General features: G+C 44.7%; 10 protein-coding genes. 4 read left to right on the forward strand and 6 right to left on the reverse strand.

Going from position 1 to position 21,167, the window contains the following annotated elements; genetic code table 11:
- Positions 1-167: 167 nt before the first annotated feature.
- From ACMJ0U_RS07940 to ACMJ0U_RS07955, 4 genes are all read left to right on the forward strand, one after another.
- Positions 168-3,320 (forward strand): SusC/RagA family TonB-linked outer membrane protein, encoded by a 3,153-nt coding sequence (locus ACMJ0U_RS07940; RefSeq protein WP_417129426.1) that lies wholly within the window; start codon positions 168-170, stop codon positions 3,318-3,320.
- 13 nt (positions 3,321-3,333) lie between these two features.
- Positions 3,334-5,268, forward strand: coding sequence for a RagB/SusD family nutrient uptake outer membrane protein (locus ACMJ0U_RS07945; RefSeq protein ID WP_417129428.1), 1,935 nt, complete (start codon positions 3,334-3,336; stop codon positions 5,266-5,268).
- A 13-nt stretch (positions 5,269-5,281) separates the two neighbouring features.
- Positions 5,282-6,664 (forward strand): BT_3987 domain-containing protein, encoded by a 1,383-nt coding sequence (locus ACMJ0U_RS07950; RefSeq protein WP_417129430.1) that lies wholly within the window; start codon positions 5,282-5,284, stop codon positions 6,662-6,664.
- 61 nt (positions 6,665-6,725) lie between these two features.
- Complete coding sequence (locus tag ACMJ0U_RS07955) at positions 6,726-9,296, forward strand: M60 family metallopeptidase (RefSeq protein WP_417129432.1); 2,571 nt, start codon at positions 6,726-6,728, stop codon at positions 9,294-9,296.
- A gap of 74 nt (positions 9,297-9,370) precedes the next feature.
- Here the strand turns inward: ACMJ0U_RS07955 and cysS are convergent, their stop codons facing one another.
- The 6 genes from cysS to ACMJ0U_RS07985 all read right to left on the reverse strand — a co-directional run bounded on the left by cysS (position 9,371) and on the right by ACMJ0U_RS07985 (position 21,151).
- Positions 9,371-10,852, reverse strand: a complete 1,482-nt coding sequence (gene cysS, locus ACMJ0U_RS07960; protein WP_417129434.1) for a cysteine--tRNA ligase — start codon at positions 10,850-10,852, stop codon at positions 9,371-9,373.
- Positions 10,853-10,948: 96 nt separating this feature from the next.
- Complete coding sequence (locus ACMJ0U_RS07965; RefSeq protein ID WP_417129436.1) at positions 10,949-12,889, reverse strand: glycoside hydrolase family 97 protein; 1,941 nt, start codon at positions 12,887-12,889, stop codon at positions 10,949-10,951.
- A gap of 166 nt (positions 12,890-13,055) precedes the next feature.
- A complete protein-coding gene (locus ACMJ0U_RS07970) occupies positions 13,056-14,063 on the reverse strand; it encodes an arabinan endo-1,5-alpha-L-arabinosidase (RefSeq protein WP_417129438.1) in 1,008 nt (335 codons plus the stop codon).
- Between the two features lie 94 nt (positions 14,064-14,157).
- Complete coding sequence (locus tag ACMJ0U_RS07975) at positions 14,158-16,095, reverse strand: arabinan endo-1,5-alpha-L-arabinosidase (RefSeq protein WP_417129439.1); 1,938 nt, start codon at positions 16,093-16,095, stop codon at positions 14,158-14,160.
- A 33-nt stretch (positions 16,096-16,128) separates the two neighbouring features.
- Positions 16,129-17,934 (reverse strand): RagB/SusD family nutrient uptake outer membrane protein, encoded by a 1,806-nt coding sequence (locus tag ACMJ0U_RS07980; RefSeq protein WP_417129445.1) that lies wholly within the window; start codon positions 17,932-17,934, stop codon positions 16,129-16,131.
- Positions 17,935-17,953: 19 nt separating this feature from the next.
- Entirely contained in the window at positions 17,954-21,151 is a 3,198-nt protein-coding gene (locus ACMJ0U_RS07985) for a SusC/RagA family TonB-linked outer membrane protein (protein WP_417129440.1), read from the reverse strand.
- Positions 21,152-21,167 lie beyond the last annotated feature (16 nt).

Raw genomic sequence — 21,167 nt, forward strand, 5'->3', positions numbered from 1 at the left:
TTTAATACTAACTGAATCACTAACGAAAAAACTATTATAACCTAACCTTGTAACCTAAAAACAATAAAAACTAAACCCTAAACTATAGACCTCCATCTTTGGATTTTTACTTTATGTCCCTTCATAGGGATTACTATCTACATTAATAACCTTAATTCCTATTCAACATGCAAAAAGGAAAAACAAGCAAGTTTGGCTCCAAATTTGGGCTGGTATTGTGGATGTTTCCACTTTCCTCCTGGGCTATTTCAGGTACGATTCCTGAAGCAAATCTCGCCCTGACATCGTATGCCCATGAAGCCAGAGAGATTAATGCAATTACGCAAAGTACCAAAAAACGAACCGTCACAGGTACAATTACCGATGCTTCAGACGGAACTCCTATCATTGGAGCCAACATTGTAGTAAAAGGAAGCCAAGCGGGAGTCATCTCAGACCTTGACGGTAATTATTCAATAGAAGTTTCCAGCAAAGATGTGCTGGTGATAAGTTTTATTGGATACAAGACCCGTGAAGTACCGGTGGTAGACCTGGGAGTCATCAATGTAAAGCTGAAATCAGACAATGAAATGCTGGACGAGGTAGTGGTAGTAGGTGCCGGAACCCAGAAAAAAGTCAGCGTAACCGGATCTATCACCAGTGTTAAAGGCTCTTCTCTTGTTACCCCTACTTCTTCTCTGACTAATGCACTGGCCGGTAAACTGGCAGGTGTTATCGCCAAAACTTCCAGCGGAGCTCCAGGGCAGGCTGCCGAATTTTATATACGCGGTATCGGCACCTTCGGCGGAAGAGCTACTCCGCTCATCATGCTGGACGACGTGGAAATCTCGGCTGCCGACCTGAACAACATTCCGGCAGAAACCATTGAAAGTTTTTCTATTCTGAAAGATGCTTCGGCTACAGCAATTTATGGTGCCCGTGGTGCCAATGGTGTAATGTTGATTACCACCAAGTCCGGACGTGAAAACGAACGTACACAAATAAATGTGACTGTAGAAAACGCCTTCAATGTCATGACCAATTTCCCCGACTTCGTGGACGGTGCTACCTGGATGACAATGTACAACGAAGCACAGGTAACCCGTAACCCAGGCATCACTCCGAAATACACTCAGGAACAAATAGAAAATACCCGTCTGGGAACAAACCCTTACATGTATCCCAGTGTAAAATGGAATGATGTAATATTCAAGAACATGGCCATGAGCCAGCGTGCCAACATCAACGTGCAAGGTGGCGGTTCCAGAGCAACTTATTATATGAGCATCCAGGCCAATCACGATTCCGGATTGCTGAACACCCGAAAGGTATACTCCTATAACAACAACATCAACAACTGGAGTTACAACTTCCAGAACAACATCAAATATAAGTTAACCTCCACTACGACCATAGACCTGAGAATGAATGCTCAGATACGAAACAATCAGGGTCCCAACTACAATACATCCGACTTGTTCAAGATGGCACTGACCACCAATCCTATCAACTTCCCTGTCACATTCCCGGCTCAGGAAGGCGATACGCACATACGGTTCGGTAACGCCATTCTGAGTGGTGACAATTTGCGCACCAACCCGTACGCCTACATGCTCTCTTCTTACAAACAAACTCAGGAAAATACCTTGAACACTTCATTGAAAGTAAGCCAGCAGCTTGATTTCATCACCAAGGGACTGAGTGCCACGGCATTGGTAAACTTCAAGAACTGGTCATCCAACTGGTATAACCGTACCATTGAGCCCTACTACTACCGAATTAAAGACGGAAGTTTCAATCCTTCTACAGGAGAATATACACTGGAAAGATTAGGCACAAGCGGAACGGACTATATCGCACAGTCGGACATTACGAAAGACGGTGACAACACATTCTTCCTGCAGTTTACCCTCGACTATCAGCGCCGTTTCGGAAAACACAGCGTAGGAGGTATGTTACTCTATATGCAGCGTGAATACCGGAATGCCGTATTACCCAACCGTAACCAGGGATTCTCCGGACGCTTCACCTATGATTTTGATCAGCGTTACCTTGCCGAAATCAACTTCGGTTACAACGGAACCGAACGTCTGGCCAAAGGTGACCGCTTTGAATTCTTCCCAGCTATCTCTTTAGGATGGGTGGTATCCAATGAAAAATTCTTCGCTCCACTCAGCAAAGTCATCTCTTCTTTGAAACTGAGAGGTTCTTACGGTCTGGTAGGTAGTGACGAAACCGGGCCTGAAGGCTCACCTCATTTCTTGTATATCGACCAGGTACAGGTAACGGGCGACAAGCGTCCGGGAGCGACTTTCGGTGAAGACCTGAATGTCAGCAAATACGGTCCGATTGTCACTCAGTACGCCGTGCAGAATGCCGGATGGGAACGCGTGAAAAAACTCGACCTCGGTTTCGACATGGAATTGTTCCGCTGCCTGAGCCTGACATTCGACTTCTTCTACGACAAGCGTTACAACATCCTGCTGCACCGTGAAGCATGGCCGCAATCGTTAGGATACGACTCTGCCAAACCCTGGAGCAACAAAGGAAAGGTAGACAACTGGGGATATGAACTGAGCATGAACTACCGCAAGCAGTTCAACAAAGACCTGGCTGTAGATTTCCAAGGAAACTTTACCTATACCCAGAACAAATACGTAGACTACGATGAACCGCTCTATCCATATACATGGCAGACCGTGACCGGCAAGCCATTGAGCCACCAGACCGGTTACATTGCGGAAGGACTCTTCCAAAGCCAGGAAGAAATAGACAACAGCCCGACACAAAACTTAGGAAGTACCGCAATGGTGGGCGACGTGAAATACCGCGACGTGAACGGTGACGGAATCATCAACACGGAAGATAAGGTAATGATTTCAGAATACGGTAACATGCCGCGCATTCAGTACGGACTTGGCATGAACATCGACTACAAAGGTTTCAACTTTGGCGTGTTCTTCAACGGTTCAGCCATGCGTACCCTCATGATCAGTGGAATTACTCCGTTTGGACAAGACGACTTCAACGTCATGCAGTTCATTGCCAATGATTACTGGACAGAAGCCAACCCGAACCCCAATGCGGCTTATCCACGCCTGGGACTGACCGATGCACAGATAGCCAACAACACCCAGCCCAGTACCTACTGGATGAGAAACGGTAACTTCATCCGCTTCAAGACACTGGAAATAGGCTACCGTTTCAAACATGCCCGCGTGTACTTCAGTGGAAACAACCTGTTCGTATTCAGCCCGTTCAAGTTATGGGATCCGGAACTGGCATGGAACAGCTATCCTTTACAGAGAACCTTTAATATCGGATTACAGTTAACATTCTAAAAATCTAATTACGATGAAGACTTTAAAAAATATAGGGAAAATAGCCTTGCTTTCACTGGCTTTATGTGGAGGAACCACCTCATGTAACTACCTGGATGTGGTACCGCCCGAACAAGCTTCTTTGCCGGATGCGACCAAGGATCCGGAGTCAACCCTCGGATTCCTGTTCTCCTGCTACGGAGGTATAAGAAATCCTTTCGACTATCAGACGGTAGAAGCTGGTGCCGACGAATATGTGCTTCCTCCACTGTGGAACACCGGTTCACAGAAAATTACCTGGGACCTGAACCTTCCGACTAACATTGCTGACGGATGGAGCTGGGGCAGCAACTACCGGTTTATCGGACAGTGCCTGCTTTTCCTCCAGCAATTGCCTCATGCAAGAGGAGTGACTGATGAGCAGAAAAGAGCCTGGGCTGCTGAAGCGAACTTCCTGCTGGCTTACTACCACATGGTTACACTGGTTGCCTACGGTCCATGCCCCATTACCGATACATACATTGATCAGGCCACTCCTGAATCAGAGTACAACGGACGTATGCACTTCGACTATGTAAAAGACTGGATTTGCCAGAAATTTGATGAAGTATGCGAAGACGGGCAGCTACCGGCTACCCGCACCGGAGACGAATGGGGAAGAGCCACTTCTGTCATGGCCAAGGCCCTGAAAGCACGCCTGCTCGTCTATGCAGCCTCTCCATTGTTCAATGGAAGCTTCCCCTACAAAGACTGGGAGAACACGAATTTTGAGACTCCGGGATATGGAAAAGAGCTCATCAGCCTAAAATATGACCGCAAGAAATGGGAAGTTGCCAAGGCTGCCTGCCAGGAAGCCATTACTGCCGCAGAAGCTGCCGGTCACAAACTGTTCGGTCTGGAAGATGCACAGTCACTATACCAGCAGGCCGGACTCCCCCTCCCGTTTGTTCCTTTCAAAAGCGCAGAAGGCGGAACGGCCGACAAGGACAAAGAGTTCATGGAACGCGTACAGCTGATGCGCTACGTGGTGACCACACGCTATAAAGAAGGTAACCGCGAAACCATCTGGGGACTAGCTAATCAGGGAACCATGATTATCGGTTCTCTTCCACACCGTGTCATCAAGAACAATCAGGGAACCTGGAAAGCCGGTTATTCGGGTGTATCGCCCACGCTAAATACAGTGGAACGTTTCTACACTGAGAACGGAGTACCTATTGAAAAAGACAAGCAGTTCTATACACAATCGGAATGGTACCAAAGCGCAGGGGTAACCAACCGCAGTGACATTATCAAGCTGAACACCCGCCGTGAGCCTCGCTTCTATGCCTGGATTGCTTTTGACGGCGGCGACATGGGAAGCCGTATTTATGGCGGACAACCTTTGAAACTGGAAATGCGCAATTCGGAACTTCACGGCTACAACCCGTCCTTGTTCAACCGTGACAACTGCGTGACTGGATATCTGTCGCAGAAGTTCATTGAACCTACCTTTGCATGGACTGCCAGCGCAGAAGAAAAGCAGAACAAGCCGAGACCCCTTATCCGTATGGCAGAGTTGTACCTGAATCTGGCAGAATGCTGCGCCGCCCTGGATGAGGTTCCCCAAGCATTAGCGCAGTTGAACATCGTTCGCAAACGTGCCGGTATCAGAGAACTTACTACCAGTGACGTGACAGACGACATGCCGATTATGAAATGGGTACAGAACGAACGTTTCGTTGAGCTGTGGGGAGAAGGACACCGCTACTATGACATACGCCGCTGGATGATTGCTCCAGAATATATGTCGGCAGGCATACGTCGGGGCCTCAACGCCATGAGCAAGCTTGACCCTTCTTTCGAAGAATTCAACACCCCGGTAGTAATCAGTCAGGACTTCAAATGGACTAACCGTATGTATTTCCTTCCTGTTTTTGAAAATGAAGTTTACAAGAATCCACAACTCATTCAAGCACCAGGTTATTAAATAAGTATCTAATATGAAATTACACAATATATTTGGGGCTATATGTGTCTTAGGAGGCACACTGGCCCTATCCAGCTGCGAAAAATATGATGAACTGTTTCCTGAAAAATATCACTGTGTACTGAATATCAAGGACGCAGGCATCCGGAACATTGAACTATACACAACCGACGCCGAAGGAAATGTGTCTGTTTCTGTCATGAAAACAGGAAGTGAAGGAAACGTACCCGCCAATGGAGTTATAACCCCGATGGCGGAAGAGGTCTTTCAGGCATATTGCAATACCAACGGACTGAAATATGCATATCTGCCTGCGGAGTACTACTCATTACAGAGCAATGACCTGCAATTTTCAGCACAAGAACGCTACAAACTGGTAAACGCTTTACTGAAAACCAAAGAAATCCTGCAATTACAAGAAAGCCAAAACGGACAAAAATATGCTCTTCCCCTGTTACTTCGCAGTTCGGAAGTTTCAGTAAACGACAGCTTGCTTATCATCGTTCCTGACATTCAGGCACCCACTATCGGACTTGCAAACGCTGGATTTACAAATGCCGTTTCATTCTCATCCAAAGGAGAAGCAACGCTTACTTACACGCTGGGGCTGACTCTTCCTATTCCTAATACGTGGGGACTAAAATGTAGCCTTACATGCAATGAGGAAGCCGTGGAAGCCTTCAATAAATACAACACACAAAATGGTAACCGCTACAAACAGCTTCCAAGCAATACATATTCGCTTCCGGAAAATGGAGTAGTCACTTTTGGCAATGAAGCTACCACTGCCTCAGTAGACATTACCATCAACCGCACATCTCTGGAAATGGGAGAATACATTCTTCCTCTCTCCCTTACCAGTCCTACTGTAGCAGGAGTAGAAATCAGTGCAACACAGAAAACTGTCCTGCTGGGCATCACTTATTCTCCCGACAAGCTGGAACTGAAAGCCAGCCAGTTCAAGGCAAACTCCATTGCTGAAGGAGACGGAACAGGATATACGGGCTTGATTGACGGACTTGGTTCCGGCCTTCATTTCCACTCTAACTGGAGTGCTCCAGTAAAGGATGCTACGTACGGAAACTACATTGACGTCACATTGTCTGCCCCAATACAATCCGTCAAATTTGATTACTGGACCCGCTTTGAAAATGGCAATGCGGCCCCCACTCATATCAAATTATTTACTAGTGCGGACGGTAAGGCCTGGACCGAACTCGGAAAAATTACTACAGGACTTCCGACAGGAGGAAACCAGCAATATTCCTCTCCAATCTATCATGCGGAGAAATCATTCTCTCATTTCCGCTTTGCCGTACTAGAAAGTACTGCAGGTTCCATGACTAACGGAAATGCATGGTTTAATCTTGGAGAGCTTGTATTATACGGTAACTAATGCTACATTTACAAAGAGAGGAAAACATTTTCCTCTCTTTGCTACTTAAATCTATATTTCCATGAATAAAAAAGTTTTTAGTTTTACACTGATTGTCCTGTTATGTCTTATCTTCTCCTCCTCTGGGTGCAAAGACAAAGAAACACTGAAAAACGGGACCTTTGCTATTGAAGAAACAGATCTCACCAAAGAATTCGGTAGTGCTGCTGAAACCATCTTCATTCCAATAAAAACCACTCTCTCACTTAGCGAATGGAAAGCAGAGACTGATGCCGGCTGGCTTTATGTATCTACACAAGAGGAAAAAGAGAACGGTGCACAAATCAAACTGGCCGTTACTGCCAACACCTCTAGCGAACGCAGAAATGCGGTAGTCAAAGTACTGTCTCCCATTCAGAATTATGTTATCAATGTCACGCAATATGCCTCTTCCGACATTGTCATTAGTGAAGACATCAAAGTCATTCCTTCAGGAGGAAAAGCCAGCGAATTCCAGCCGGGACAAGGTATTGAAAATACCTGGGATGGCAAATTCTCGGCTGATGGGGCCAATCCTTATCATTCAATTTGGGGACAGTCGGCTAATTTCCCAGTCACATTGGAATATTACTTCCAGGGAGGTGCTGATATTGACTACCTGATTTATTACACTCGTGCCGGAAATGGAAATTTTGGGGAACTCGACCTGCTGATTGCTACAGATGAAGGACATTCCAACTGGACAAAATATGGCACATACAACTTCCGTATGCAGAATGCTCCTTCAAAGATTTCTTTCAAGACGACCCAAAAAGTAACCGGTATCAAGTTTGAAGTGAAATCGGGTGCAGGCAACTTCGTAAGCTGCGATGAAATGGAGTTCTACCGCTATAATCAGGAAAACACATTGGAAAATACCTTGCTCACCGTCTTCAGTGACGTTACTTGCAGTGCGCTGAAAGAAGGAGTTACCGACGAACAAATCAATGCGCTTCCCGATTATTTTGTCCGTCTGGCAAAAGCATTACAGAATAACACGTACGACCCACACGAAAAGGAATTCCGTATCCGGGAATATGCTCCTTATAGTATTCCGGAAGAATGGGCTACTAAATTAATGACCAAGAAATACAGTAACCTGGACAACCCGACTGGCATCTCGGTTCAGCAAGGTGATGAAATCATCGTACTGGTAGGCGACACTCACGGACAGCAAATTTCGCTACAAAGTATCTGGGAAAGCGGAGAAAAATATAAACAGACCAACGTGAGCGGTGAAGTGTATTTCTTATCTCCGGGAGTCAACAAACTGACCATGCGCAAAGAAGGGCAGCTGTTTGTAATGTACAACACCGACCTGACCTCTCCTGATGCACAGCCCGTTAAAATCCACATTCCAATCGGAAGCGGAAAAGTAACCGGATTCTTCGACCTGAAAGAACATAAGACCGATGAAAAATATGCGGAATTACTGAAAAAAGCAACTCATAAATATTTCTGCGTACGGGGCGAACGTATCATGTTCTATTTCCACACGGCCAAGATGCAGGAGTTTGTGCCCAACCAGATATTGTCGGCCATCAACTTATGGGATGACATCATCGGATGGGAACAAGAGCTGATGGGTATTGAGAATGTACGTCCTTCACAAGTCAACAACCATATTTTTGCCATCTCACCGGAAGGAAGTTACATGTGGGCTACAGACTATTGTATCGGCTTCGTATACACCTACCTGAACAATATCCTGCTGAAAGAAAATGTAATGGCCAACAAGGACAATGCCTGGGGCCCCGCACATGAAATAGGCCACATCCATCAGGCTGCTATCAACTGGCCGGGCAGTACGGAATCATCGAACAACTTGTTCTCTAACTACATTTTATACAAGCTGGGGAAATATTGCTCCAGAGGAAGTGAGCTGAATGATTTGGCAGATTCCCGTTTCGTATACAAAAAAGCATGGTATAATATGGGAGATGCCACCCATCAGGGAGAAGACACAGAAATACACATGCGCATGAACTGGCAGTTGTGGAATTACTACCATCGTTGTGGACATAATCCTAAGTTCTGGCAGACATTATTCAAATTGTTGCGTGAAGACAGGATTACGGAAAGCGATCCCGGAGGTGCACAGCTCAAATTTGCCATGAAAGCCAGTGAAGCCGCCGGAGAAGATTTGACCGACTTCTTCGATTTGTGGGGTTTCTTTATCCCTGGAGAAGGTACCATTGAACAATACGGTACCTGGAAATATAAAGTAACGGAAGCAATGATACAGGAAACCAAGACTTTCATGAAAAAATTCCCGAAGCCCAAACATGCTTTCCAGTATATTGAAGACCGTAAGGCCGGAGATACCGGACTCGACACGAAACCTTCGGACACCGGATATTACACACAGTTTGAAGGAGAGGTAAAAGCCGTCAGTCCCAACATAGCCTATACAGTTTCCGGACGGAAATATACCGTTGAAAATGGAGAAAATGCCGTAGCATTTGAATTACGCAAAAACAATGCAGAAGGAGAACTGGTCTATTTCTTCAATATGTTCAGCTATGATATCCCGGCAGGAATAGAATTAGGAAATACCAAACTCTACGCAGTGCAGGCAGACGGCAAACGTATCGAGATTCCCATGAAAAAATAACACAGATATACTACAAGAAAAGGGGTACCGGAAAAACCGGTACCCCTTCCTCTTTTATAAGAGTCACTATTCTATTACTTATTTAATTTCCAAGTGAAGCCATCTTTGGTATCTTTTACTTCAAAGCCCAAAGCAGCCAGGTTGTCACGAATCTTATCGCTTGTAGCCCAGTCTTTGTTGGCTTTAGCCTGCATACGCTGTTCCAACAGCATGTCGACTACTTTTCCGTAAGCTTCTTCACGTGCCGCATTGTTTTCCGCTTCCGCTTTCAGGCCTAAGATATCGAATACGAACAGATGGAATACACTCTTCAGCTCTTCCAAATCTTCGGCGCTGATAGTCGCTTTCTTGTCAATCACCGTATTAATCATACGGGTTGCATCAAACAGGTGAGAAATGACAATCGGTGTATTCAAGTCGTCGTTCATGGCCTCGTAGCACTTCTCACGCAAGCCTTTCGGTTCGATGCCTGAAGTAGCTTTCGCCGGAGTGATGCGGTCCAGATTCTTCACACCTTCCAACAGACGTTCCAATCCCTTTTCAGCAGCCTGCAGCGCTTCGTTACTGAAGTCCACTGTACTGCGATAGTGTGCCTGAAGAATGAAGAAACGGATGGTCATCGGCGAATAAGCCTGTGTCAGCAACTTGTTAGAGCCTGTAAAGAACTCATCCAGGGTGATAAAGTTACCCAATGACTTACCCATCTTCTGTCCGTTGATAGTAATCATGTTATTGTGCATCCAGTAACGTACCATCTGATGACCTTCTGAAGCCACAGCCTGTGCAATTTCACATTCATGATGCGGGAACACCAGGTCCATTCCTCCTCCGTGAATATCGAAAGTTTCACCTAAATATTTGCGTCCCATAGCGGTACACTCGCAATGCCAGCCCGGAAAACCGTTACTCCATGGTGACGGCCAGCGCATGATGTGTTCCGGCTGTGCACACTTCCACAAAGCAAAATCGGCCGGATTGTGCTTTTCATCTTGTCCGTCGAGTTCACGGGTCGTATTCAGCACATCATCCAGGTTACGTCCTGACAACACACCATAGTGATGATCTTTGTTGTACTTCGCTACATCAAAATACACAGAGCCCTTGCTTTCGTATGCATATCCGTTTTTCAGAATCTCTTCCACCAGCTTAATCTGCTCGATGATGTGTCCGGATGCATGCGGCTCGATGCTGGGCGGCAACACGTTCAATGCTTCCATTGCCTTGTGGTAACGCAACAGATAATACTGTACCACTTCCATCGGTTCCAGCTGTTCCAGACGTGCTTTCTTGGCAATCTTGTCTTCACCATCGTCTGCATCATGCTCCAGATGGCCCACATCAGTAATGTTACGCACATAACGCACCTTGTAGCCCAAATGAGTCAGGTAACGGAACACAATATCAAACGTAATGGCGGGACGTGCATGCCCTAAATGTCCGTCACCGTATACGGTAGGACCACACACATACATGCCCACATGAGGAGCATGCAAAGGCACGAACAGTTCCTTCTTGCGGGTCAGTGTATTGTAAATGAAAAGATTGTTATTCTCCATAATTCAATGAGTTAGGTTGCAAAGTTATAAATTAAAAAGAGAAAAGCGTGATTTCCGCTAAAAAATCACGCTTTTCTCTTTTGAAAACCTTGCAAGTTATTTCGTCAGAATAATACCTCCATCCGGCTGGATCACCACTTTCACTTCTGCCGGATTCTTGATTTTCAGTTCTTCCAGCTGCGGCTGACGTTTCTTATCGTCCAGATAATAGGAAACCGTTTCGCCTTTCTCCCACATCGGCAGGTTCAAACTCAGCTTCAACGGTTCCTTCTGTGCATTGACACCCACCACATACCAGCGGTCGCCATGACGACGGGCCAGCACGCAATATTTGCCAGGATAACCGTCCAGGAATACTGTCTCATCCCAGGTGGTCGGTACCTCTTTCATGAAGTCGATGGCCAGTGCCGGTGCATCCGTCAGGTTGTTTGGAGCCAGGGCAAAGTTCTGAATCGGGTTCTGATACAACACCGCCGTAGCCAGCTGGAATACGTCCGTCGTCTTGCGGATGGTACCTCCGTCATTCGTACGGTTGTGACGCTTGTTCAGCAGCGTACCGCCAAACTCCATACAGCCGATGGTATTGCGGATAAACGGATGCAGGCAGGCATTGTAAGCCTCCATATCATCAAAATGCTGGTTAAATATCAGGTTTTCAGAAGCCAGTACCGCCTCACTGCCCACATAGTTCGGATACATGCGTTCCCAGCCGCGCGGAATGGTACAGCCATGGAAGATTATCATCAGGCCGTATTCGTTGGCATCGGTCAGGATGTCTTCATACAAGCCCATCATCTGCTGCTTGTCACTGCCGAAAAAGTCTACCTTCAGTCCCTTCACACCGCATTTCTGCAGCCATTTCATCTCTTTCTTGCGGGCAACTGAGTTGCTCATGCACTGCTTGGCATCCTGCGGGGCATCGTTCCAGTAACCGTTAGAGTTGTACCACACGAATACATCCACATTCTTCTGGTGTGCGTACTTGAACAGCTCCTCCATACGGTCGCGACCGATGTTCTTTTCCCAGCCGCCGTCAATCAGCGTATATTCATAGCCCATTTCACTGGCCAAGTCAATGAAAGGAATCTGGTCATCGTAGTTGATACTCGGGTCCTGCCACATAATCCAGCTCCAGGTAGAACGACCGAACTTGTATTCCTGTGAAGGCTCATACAGTGGTTCCACCACATCAAACGGAACGGTTGTCTCCACAATCGGCTTCAACCCGTTGCCCACCGTAATCGTACGCCAGGGAGTAGCACCCGGCAGAGCCAGTCCCGGAGTAGAAGAACCCAGACCGTTCATCTCGCCCGGGTTCGGAAAAGCAATACTGTAAAGGCCATCTTTGGTCGCATCGCTCAGGTGAGAGGCACAATACAGGCTGCGTACACCGGTCTCCGATACCAGTGCCCAGTTATCTCCCACATGGAACAGCGCCGGGAAAGTATAGCCTTCACCGTATTTGGAAGGAGTAGCCACCGGTTCATCGGGTACATATTCCTCTTCGTAGCTCGGTTTGGTACGCATCCACCCAATCATCGGGTCACTCTGCGGAGAAAGGAAGGTGGTAGTGGTAGAAGGAAAGTCAAAGCCGGTTGCTTCCTTTTCAATTACCATGCAGGCCGTTTCGCCATACTGAGGCATCTCATAGCGGAAGGCAATGTCGTTGTTGCTCAGCTGGAACACGATGTCCAGTTTCTTCTTCTCCGCATTTTCAAGGGTTACAGTCAGCTTGTTGGCGGAATAATTCACCGTGGAACACTTGATACGGTCTTGCGTGTACGTCTTTTCCACCTTGTCCGCCTGCTGGCCGACAAAGCTCATCTGACGGCTGAAGTCGCCGATATTGGATACAAAGCCGAGGGGAGAATTCTCCAGCACGGTTTTTCCGTCGTATGTCACCGAATAGACAGGCTTGCCGTCCTGCAACTGAAAATCGAGTTTCAAACGAGCATCAGGGCCGGTGACCGCTGCCTGCTGCGCAAATGCCTGAGAAGCTATCAATGCCAATGTGCAAAAAAGTCCTTGTTTTTTCATAGGTGTTTTCCAAATAATTACTAATCAAGGCAAAAATAGGGATTAAGTGTGAAACTAACAATAAAATTTTCCCTAAAAACTATCACAAATCATGCAATACCGGCATAAAAAAGATGCTGTTCGAAAGTACACATACTTCCCTGCGGCATCCCTGCAAGCATCACTTTTAGAAACTCACAACCGGCCACCCGTCAGGTGTCCAGCTAATTTCACGAATAATCAGTTTAGGTGCTCCCTCTTCTGCTACGGAATAGGCATGAGAAATAAAATAATCCTTTCCATCCAGATGATAAGCCGCATTATGACCTACACCGGCATAATCCTTGTTGCCCTGAATCACTAATGAACCGCCTCCCTTGTCCATTGCTTTCCCATCTTTGTCCAGATAGGGTCCTGTCACCGTTTTCGAGCGTCCCACCATGACTTTATAGTTGCTTTTCAATCCCTTGCAACAATAATCAAACGATACGAACAGATAATAATACTCACCGTGTTTCATAATAAAGGGAGCCTCTACTGCTCCATTACCCGCATTTTTTTCCGACAAATCGAAAGCACGCCGCCGACGACACAACGAATACCATTCTTCTGGCTGAGCTACAGCATTCAAATCAGGCGTCAGCCTTACCATCTTGATTCCATCCCAGAATGAGCCGAAATTCATCCAGGGTGTACCGTTTTCATCAATGATAATATTGGGGTCAATGGCATTCCACATATCCCGGTTGGGTACCGACTGAATTACTTTTCCATGGTCTGTCCACTTGAAATCAGGGCTGGAAGGGTCGAGTGTGGGATTCGTGGCATGGCCGATAGCAGAAGTATTCTTTCCAAACGCCGAACATGAATAAAACAAATGATAAACTCCGTTGTGGAAAATAATATCCGGTGCCCACGTATGTCCGTTATAGCCTTTTATGGTTTCCACGGCCCATTGAGGCGCTTTATCGAATACCGGTTTCTCGAACTTCCAATTTTTTAAGTCCTTTGAGGACATGACAGAAATCCCCTGCCCGGTAGCAAAGAGATAGTAAGTATCGCCTTGCTTGGCCATCACCGGATCATGGGTCATGACTTTACTGACGGGAATAACTGATGACTTCTTTTGGGGAGAAGAGGCGTAAGTCACACCTGCTACAGCCAACAAAAAAAGTGATAAGGTGATGTGTCTCATGGTTTTTTATTAATAATCCTAAACTAACAAGAAAACGCCTTGCAAACAAGAATTCCTTATCTACAAGGCGCCCAAACTAACATATTATACTAAGTTACTGCACTTTCTTTCCCCAATCTGTCCGCCAAGTATTACTACTCTGATGATAACCGGCAAACACGATGGTCGGTGTACGAGGAATCATTTCCCAGTCTACCTCACGTTGCAAATACAATTTCACACCATTAGCTGTAAGAACCTGGTTGTCTGAATCATAACTCCAGCTCCCCCCTTTCCATGTTCCTTCTGTAATTTTATGGTCTGCTGAAAGGGTCATAATTGCAGAACCATATTGTTGTCCCGGATTATTAGAAGAGAGTTGAATCATCTCCCAGTCTCCAATCAGCTCCCCTTCTGTAATAGGAACCTGAGGAACAGCTCCATAACGTTCTGGCATAACCAACGGCCAGCCATCTTCCGTCCAGCGTATGCTGCGTACATGTCCCATCATCACTGCATTGGAAGCATTGACTCCTGGCACATTCTCCGGCAAACGTCCCTGTGAAGAATAGAACCAATTTCCCTCGCCATCATCAAACACTGCACAATGGGAAATACCCACCCATCCATAACTGTTACTGAATTTATAAGGATGAGTTACTACTGGCTGTGCTTCTATACCGTTAGCAGCATCATTGCCATTTATGTCCAGCCAGGGTCCATTTATACTTCGAGCACGTACCACCCGAGTATTATATTCTACCGCTAATGAACCATAAGCCAGGAACATGTAATAATAACCTGTTTCCGGATTATACACAACCTCCGGACCTTCTGAACCCTGCCAGCGGGAAGTGCCACGACGTGCAATCAACTTCCCATAAGTATTTGTATTCCAGGAAGAAATCTCCCATGGTTTTTCCAAACTTGTTTTAGGCAATCCAGTCTCAGGGTTTAATTCTATTTCTGCGATACCGCTATGCCAAGAACCATAAATCAGCCAATGAGTGCCATCCTTATCGACCAGATAAGTGGGGTCGATGGCATTAAAATAGAAATACGCATCCCAGTTATTAGCATCAGGCCGTGTCCAGCCATTCATCTCCCTATCCGAAGATGAACAAATCACCAGACCTTTGTCTTCCCATACATTAGCAGCCGGATCGGTTGTTTCCATCAACCCGATAAAGGCACGTTCTGTCCATGAACCGTCAAAATTATCGGCGGTATTCACTTTCCCTGTTTTAATATAATTATCCACTACAATACTATAATACATGCGATACAGACCCGTTTTCACCTTACGTACCACAGGAGCCCAATAGCCATAAGAAGGAGTTTCGATCGGTTCCAATCCCATTTCTGTACGATATGCATTCAGAGTTTCTTTTACCCATGTCGGCGCTTCCTGCATGGTAGCCCCTACATACTCCCAATTTACCAGGTCTTTTGAACGACGACAATGGAAATGTCCATGCCCTTCATGTGCATTACCATACGAAGCATCCGTCTGATACATATAATAATAACCGTCATCAGCCAACATTACGGAAGGATCATGTACATTAGCCAGGTTCCACTCATTACGTTTGTCCCATCCTGCAATAGATGTATAATCATCTTCATAGTCGGGGGCTACATAATCAGCCAGTTTATCATCCAAAGTAGCTGCAAGAGTCGTAACTTGCACTTCCTCTGAATACATTGGTTCATTATCAAGCACAGTCACAAAAGCACGTATATAATAAGTGGTACTTTCTTCCAATCCATCCAAAGAAAGATTAATTTCACTGCCACTCCCTTCCATTTCTGCAATCTGATTTTCAATGGTGGGAGACGACTCCGTTCCGTAACATATTCCGCGTTTTAAAATATAAGCAGAAGGATCTTTTATTTGAGCAGAAACATCTACCGACTTATATGTGACATTTGAAACCGCAGGTTTCTCCAGAGTCATATTGCCGATACTTACTCCATTTTCTTCGTCGCTACATGCACTCCACGCACAAACAAATCCGACGAAAATATATTTCAATACATTCTTTATTTTCATATACCATTCTTTTTATTAAAATCTTTACTCCGATTAATCTGCTGAAATTTCCCAGCCAGGGTTCTGCTTTAAGTTAGGAGCCATTTTTACATCAGAATCAGGAATCGGAAACAAGTAATTCTTCGGGATATTAAATACACGAGTTTCTATTACACCTCCATTCTGTGCAGAACGTGCCGGACCATACTGATATACCGGAGCAGCTTCCGTTCCTGAAATTTCGACACCATACAAATTCAACAATTGCTCATAATAGGGTTTGGATTGTTCTCCTGAAGCCGTTACATCGTCATACGCACGCCAACGACGCAAATCCCACATGCGATGGTCCTCAAAACTCAATTCAATACGACGTTCGTTGCGAATTCGTTTCAACAACTCGGCTTGATCTGCATATTCATAGTGAGGCATACCCGCACGGTCACGAATCTCATTGATATACTGCTTCGCCTTATCCAGATTTCCAGCCTCACAATATGCTTCGGCTGCATTTAAAAGCACCTCTCCATAACGGAAGACAATCCACGAATGAGGATAATTAGTAGGATTCTGACAAGAGATATTGTTGACAAATTTCTTTAAATAATATCCCGTACAGGTTCCTCCCATAGAGGCTGAATAATCTTTTCCTCCTTCAGTGCGCATATCCAGTTTACGCTGTTCATTATCCTTTGCACTACCCCATGTCATGCCCTGATAGAAAACAATCTGTGACAGACGAGGGTCACGGTTGGCATACGGATTCTGTGCGTCGTAAGTATAATCACCTCCCCCTTCATCAATTCGTTTTCCATCTAACATTTCAAAGCAATCTACAAAATTCTGGGTCGGACTTGTACGTCCTGCAGCAGAGAATTTTCCAGTAAAACCCACCGGCAAGAATACCTGTTCCACTTTATTCGTATTCCATACCGAACGAGACAATATAATTTCATTGTTATACACCGGATTGGTAGTAAAGCATTCATAATAATCATTCTCAGGATTTCCGGTAGCATACAACTGATAAGGATTAGACTGCTGAGCATTCTTATCGATAAAATCTTGTGCTGCTTGGGCTGCAGCCTGCCACCAAGATTGTTCTCCGGTTGGATTATTTAAAGCCGAAGCCTTATAAAGTAAAGCACGAGCTTTCAAAGCATAAGCCGTTGCCCCATTCACACGTCCCCAGTTTGTGGCTTCATTAGAATAACGGAATGGTAACGCATCTTTTACTTTATCACATTCATCAGCAACCCATTGCAGTACATCTGCCGCAGGAGTACGAGCCTGATTCATCAGCCCAGGTTCTTCCATGTTGAAAACAATATTCGTGCCGTCTTCATTTTCTCCCACAATCAACATATCGCCAAACCAGCACACTAAATCAAAATGAAACAGCGCACGCAGCAATCTTGCCTCATTGCAATACCGGTCATATAGCTTATTATCATCGCCCGACTTCTCGGCATTACCAACTACCGAGGCCTGTGCATTATTCAAAAAGATATTACATTTACGGATACCTGAAAAATCAACATTCCATTGTCCCAACAAAGGATGATCCTTTGCGGTATATGAATCAGTAGCAATCTTCGTATAATAATGTAAGCCCCAATAAGAAGTCGCGTTATCCGTCATACAGTCACGGGAAGCTCCAGTAAACTGATCGTCATTTAAAGGAGCCAGTCCATCGGGCAGATTCGTGTAAATATCTGTCAGAAATTCACGCGTCATGGTCTGATTGGTAAATACCTTTTCGTCCGAAAGAGTTGCATCATACTCTTTATCCAAGAAGTCATTGCAAGCCGTACCTGAGAATAACAGTACGGCCAGCATTATATAAGTATATTTCTTCATTTTCATGATATTGCTTTATTTAGAATCCTACATTAATACCAAATGTAAATGATTTTGTTTTAGGATAATTCCATATATAGTTCAATGGATTTTCAGGGTCAAAACCTTTTGGCAAATGACTCCAGTTACACAAGTTGTAACCACTGAAATAAATACGTACCTTAGTCATATTAGCCTTTGCTATCCATTTCTTAGGTAAAGAATAACCCACCTCTACGTTACGCAAAGAAAGGAAATCTCCATTTACTACCCAGATAGTAGATTCATTATATGGATAATTACGGTCAATATTACTGAATGAGTTAGACAAACGTGGATATTTTGCATTTATATTACGCGGGTCAGTCGGATCATCTGTATAATAACCCCATGTATTGACCACTTCATGAGTAGAAGTTCCTCCCCATCCAAAACCATAGTCCATATTCTCACGACAGCCTACCGTACGGTTCAAGTAAGCAGTCAAAACCACGCGGGCATCCAGTCCTTTCCATTCAAACCCCACATTCACAGTCGGAATCAATTCCGGAATTTTTGTATACCCCATCGGTTCTTTATCGTAAGCATCAATAATGCGGTCTCCATTGGTATCTTTAAAAATGGCATTACCCAACTGATACTTTCCAGCAGAATGCCAGGGGTATTTCTCCGGATGATCAATGGCATCTTGATGAGACTCTGGAATCAAATCCGGATCACTCGCCCATTGTACCCATGTCAGCAACTGGCTTTGATTTATACGGTTACCAGTCTTTGACTGATACGCATAATCAGGTGCCACTTCATCCATTTCCGTAATCTTGTTGGTATTGTACGTCAACATTCCCTGAATATGATAGGTAAAGTCACCTATTTTATTGATGTGTCCCAATGTTACTTCAAAGCCTTTTGTTTCTGCTTTTCCATAAGAGTCCAAAGGTACGGCAGCTCCAAACATACCTGTCGGTACAGTAGAACGTGTCACAAGAATATTTGAACGCCATTCTTTGAATAAATCAATTTGTCCATACAGTTTTTTATTCCAGAAATCAAAATCCAACCCAACATTAACCATGTCGGAAACCTCCCATTTGATGTTGCTGTTTCCTACTGTAGATTCATAAATACCCGTATAAGCCGACTGTGAAGTACCAAAGTTATAACGGCCACCGGCTTCAGTATAAGCTCCCTGATAAGGATAACGAACCGAAGGAACCCCGTCCGAAGTAGTATAAATATCCGACATGCCGGCACGACCATAAGAAGCACGAATCTTCAACAACTGAGTGGCCTTATTCTTGAACCATGGTTCTTCAGACAAAACCCATCCTACCGAACCGCCAGGGAACAATCCATAGCGTTCTCCCGGAGCAAAATTATCATTCCCCATATAAGACACATTACCCGATACAATATAGCGGTTATCGTATACATAAGTAGCCTGTGCATTATAAGAAAGATAACGATTAGAAGAGTATTGTCCACGTACTACGTTCTGATAGGAACGCATAAAGGCTTTGGCATCCAGCCAGTGTTTTTTATTAAAAGTATGATTATATGACAGCCCTCCATTAATATTGATATTATAATAATAATCACGTGGAGAAGTACTAGGGTTGGGCAGAGAAGCTGCTGTACGCATACGCTTATAGGTATATTGCGACACGTCACTCACATCATCACGGAAATTATAGTAATATCCGTCAATGTCTGCAACTTGAGTCTGGCGGAAAGTCTCATAAGAGTCAAAGCTGAAAGTCAAGTTTGCTTTCAAGCCCGGCAACAATGAACCTAAATCTCCGTTTGCAGTCAATGTGGTATATAAGTTACGCCGACGGTTCTTTTCAATTCCTCTACCTGCAATCTGAGCTGCTCCATTCTTACTATCACTGTCCGAAGGAAAGAACCAGTTTCCATTAGGGGTAACAACCGGATTAATAGGAAGGTTTTCACCTGCCCCCCATGTAAAAATGTTCCACGTATCAATACCAGGCTGACTGATATTATCAATACGTCCACCTAAATCTAAAGACACATTCAAAAATTTATTGACATCGATATCAATATTCGAACGTAAATTATAACGGTTCAATGTATGCTGAGTACTATAACCATCATTGTATTCAGTCCACTCTGTATCATATAAGCCTTCCTGACGTAAATAAGAGAAAGATACATAATAACGTGCACGGGCATTACCTCCGCTAATCTGCAAATTAGTACGATATTGAGGAGCTAAGTCTCTTAACATCGTATCATGCCAGTTCGTATTAAAATACTTGTACCGATCCATGCCTGTCAGCTGTTCGCCATTACATACACGACGATACATTTCGATGTCATAATCACTAAATTCAGGTTCTTTTCCATCCAGATAATTTGCCTGATTTTTTGTCAAAGCATAATTATATGAATTTTGACTCTCAGGAATACCTGATACAGTCTGAAAACCGACTTCTTGTGTAAAGTCAATTTTTGTCCTGCCAGCCTGACCACGTTTTGTAGTTACAATAATGGCTCCATTCGCCCCACGCATACCATAAATAGCACAAGCGGCAGCATCCTTTAAAATTGTAATGCTTTCTATTGGATAGGCATCCAAGAAGGACAAATCTCGTTCTACATTATCAACAATAACCAAAGGTTTCTCCGCAATCTGTCCATCATTTGCCAAATTATTATTCATAGTACGTAAACCACGAATATAGAATAAAGTCTCACTCCATCCTGGCTCTGAATTCTTTTCATATGTTTCTACACCTGTTACTGTTGAGGTAAACGCATTCTGCAACACGGTTACCGGGTGTTTTTCCAATTCCTCACCAGTTACCACAGATGTAGCTTCTGTCATATATTTCATGGGTTTCCGGCCGAAAGGTACAGGTGCTGTGTGCATATATATGTCTGTATCTTCTTTCAAAACAATAGTAAAACCACCGTCAAGTTTGGAAGCTACTTCAGTCGCAGGAAGATACCCCACGCAAGTAGCATAAATTTCGTCATTAGGTACCACTTTCTTCAACTGGAAATATCCGTTTTCGTCACTTAAAGCAATTCGGCTACCTTCAAGCACATTTACAACAGCACCCGGAATTGGATTTCCCTCCACATCTACCACACGACCTTTTAATATGCCTTCTTGTGCCCATACAGAAAGAGATGCAGAGCCTAATACAGTAGCCAGTAGAACTTTACCCAGCCCTGTACGTATTTTGTTTTTCTTACTTATCTTACACATAACCATTGAATCTTTT

The sequence above is a fragment of the Phocaeicola sp. genome (assembly GCF_048170425.1).
Taxonomy (GTDB): Bacteria; Bacteroidota; Bacteroidia; order Bacteroidales; family Bacteroidaceae; genus Phocaeicola.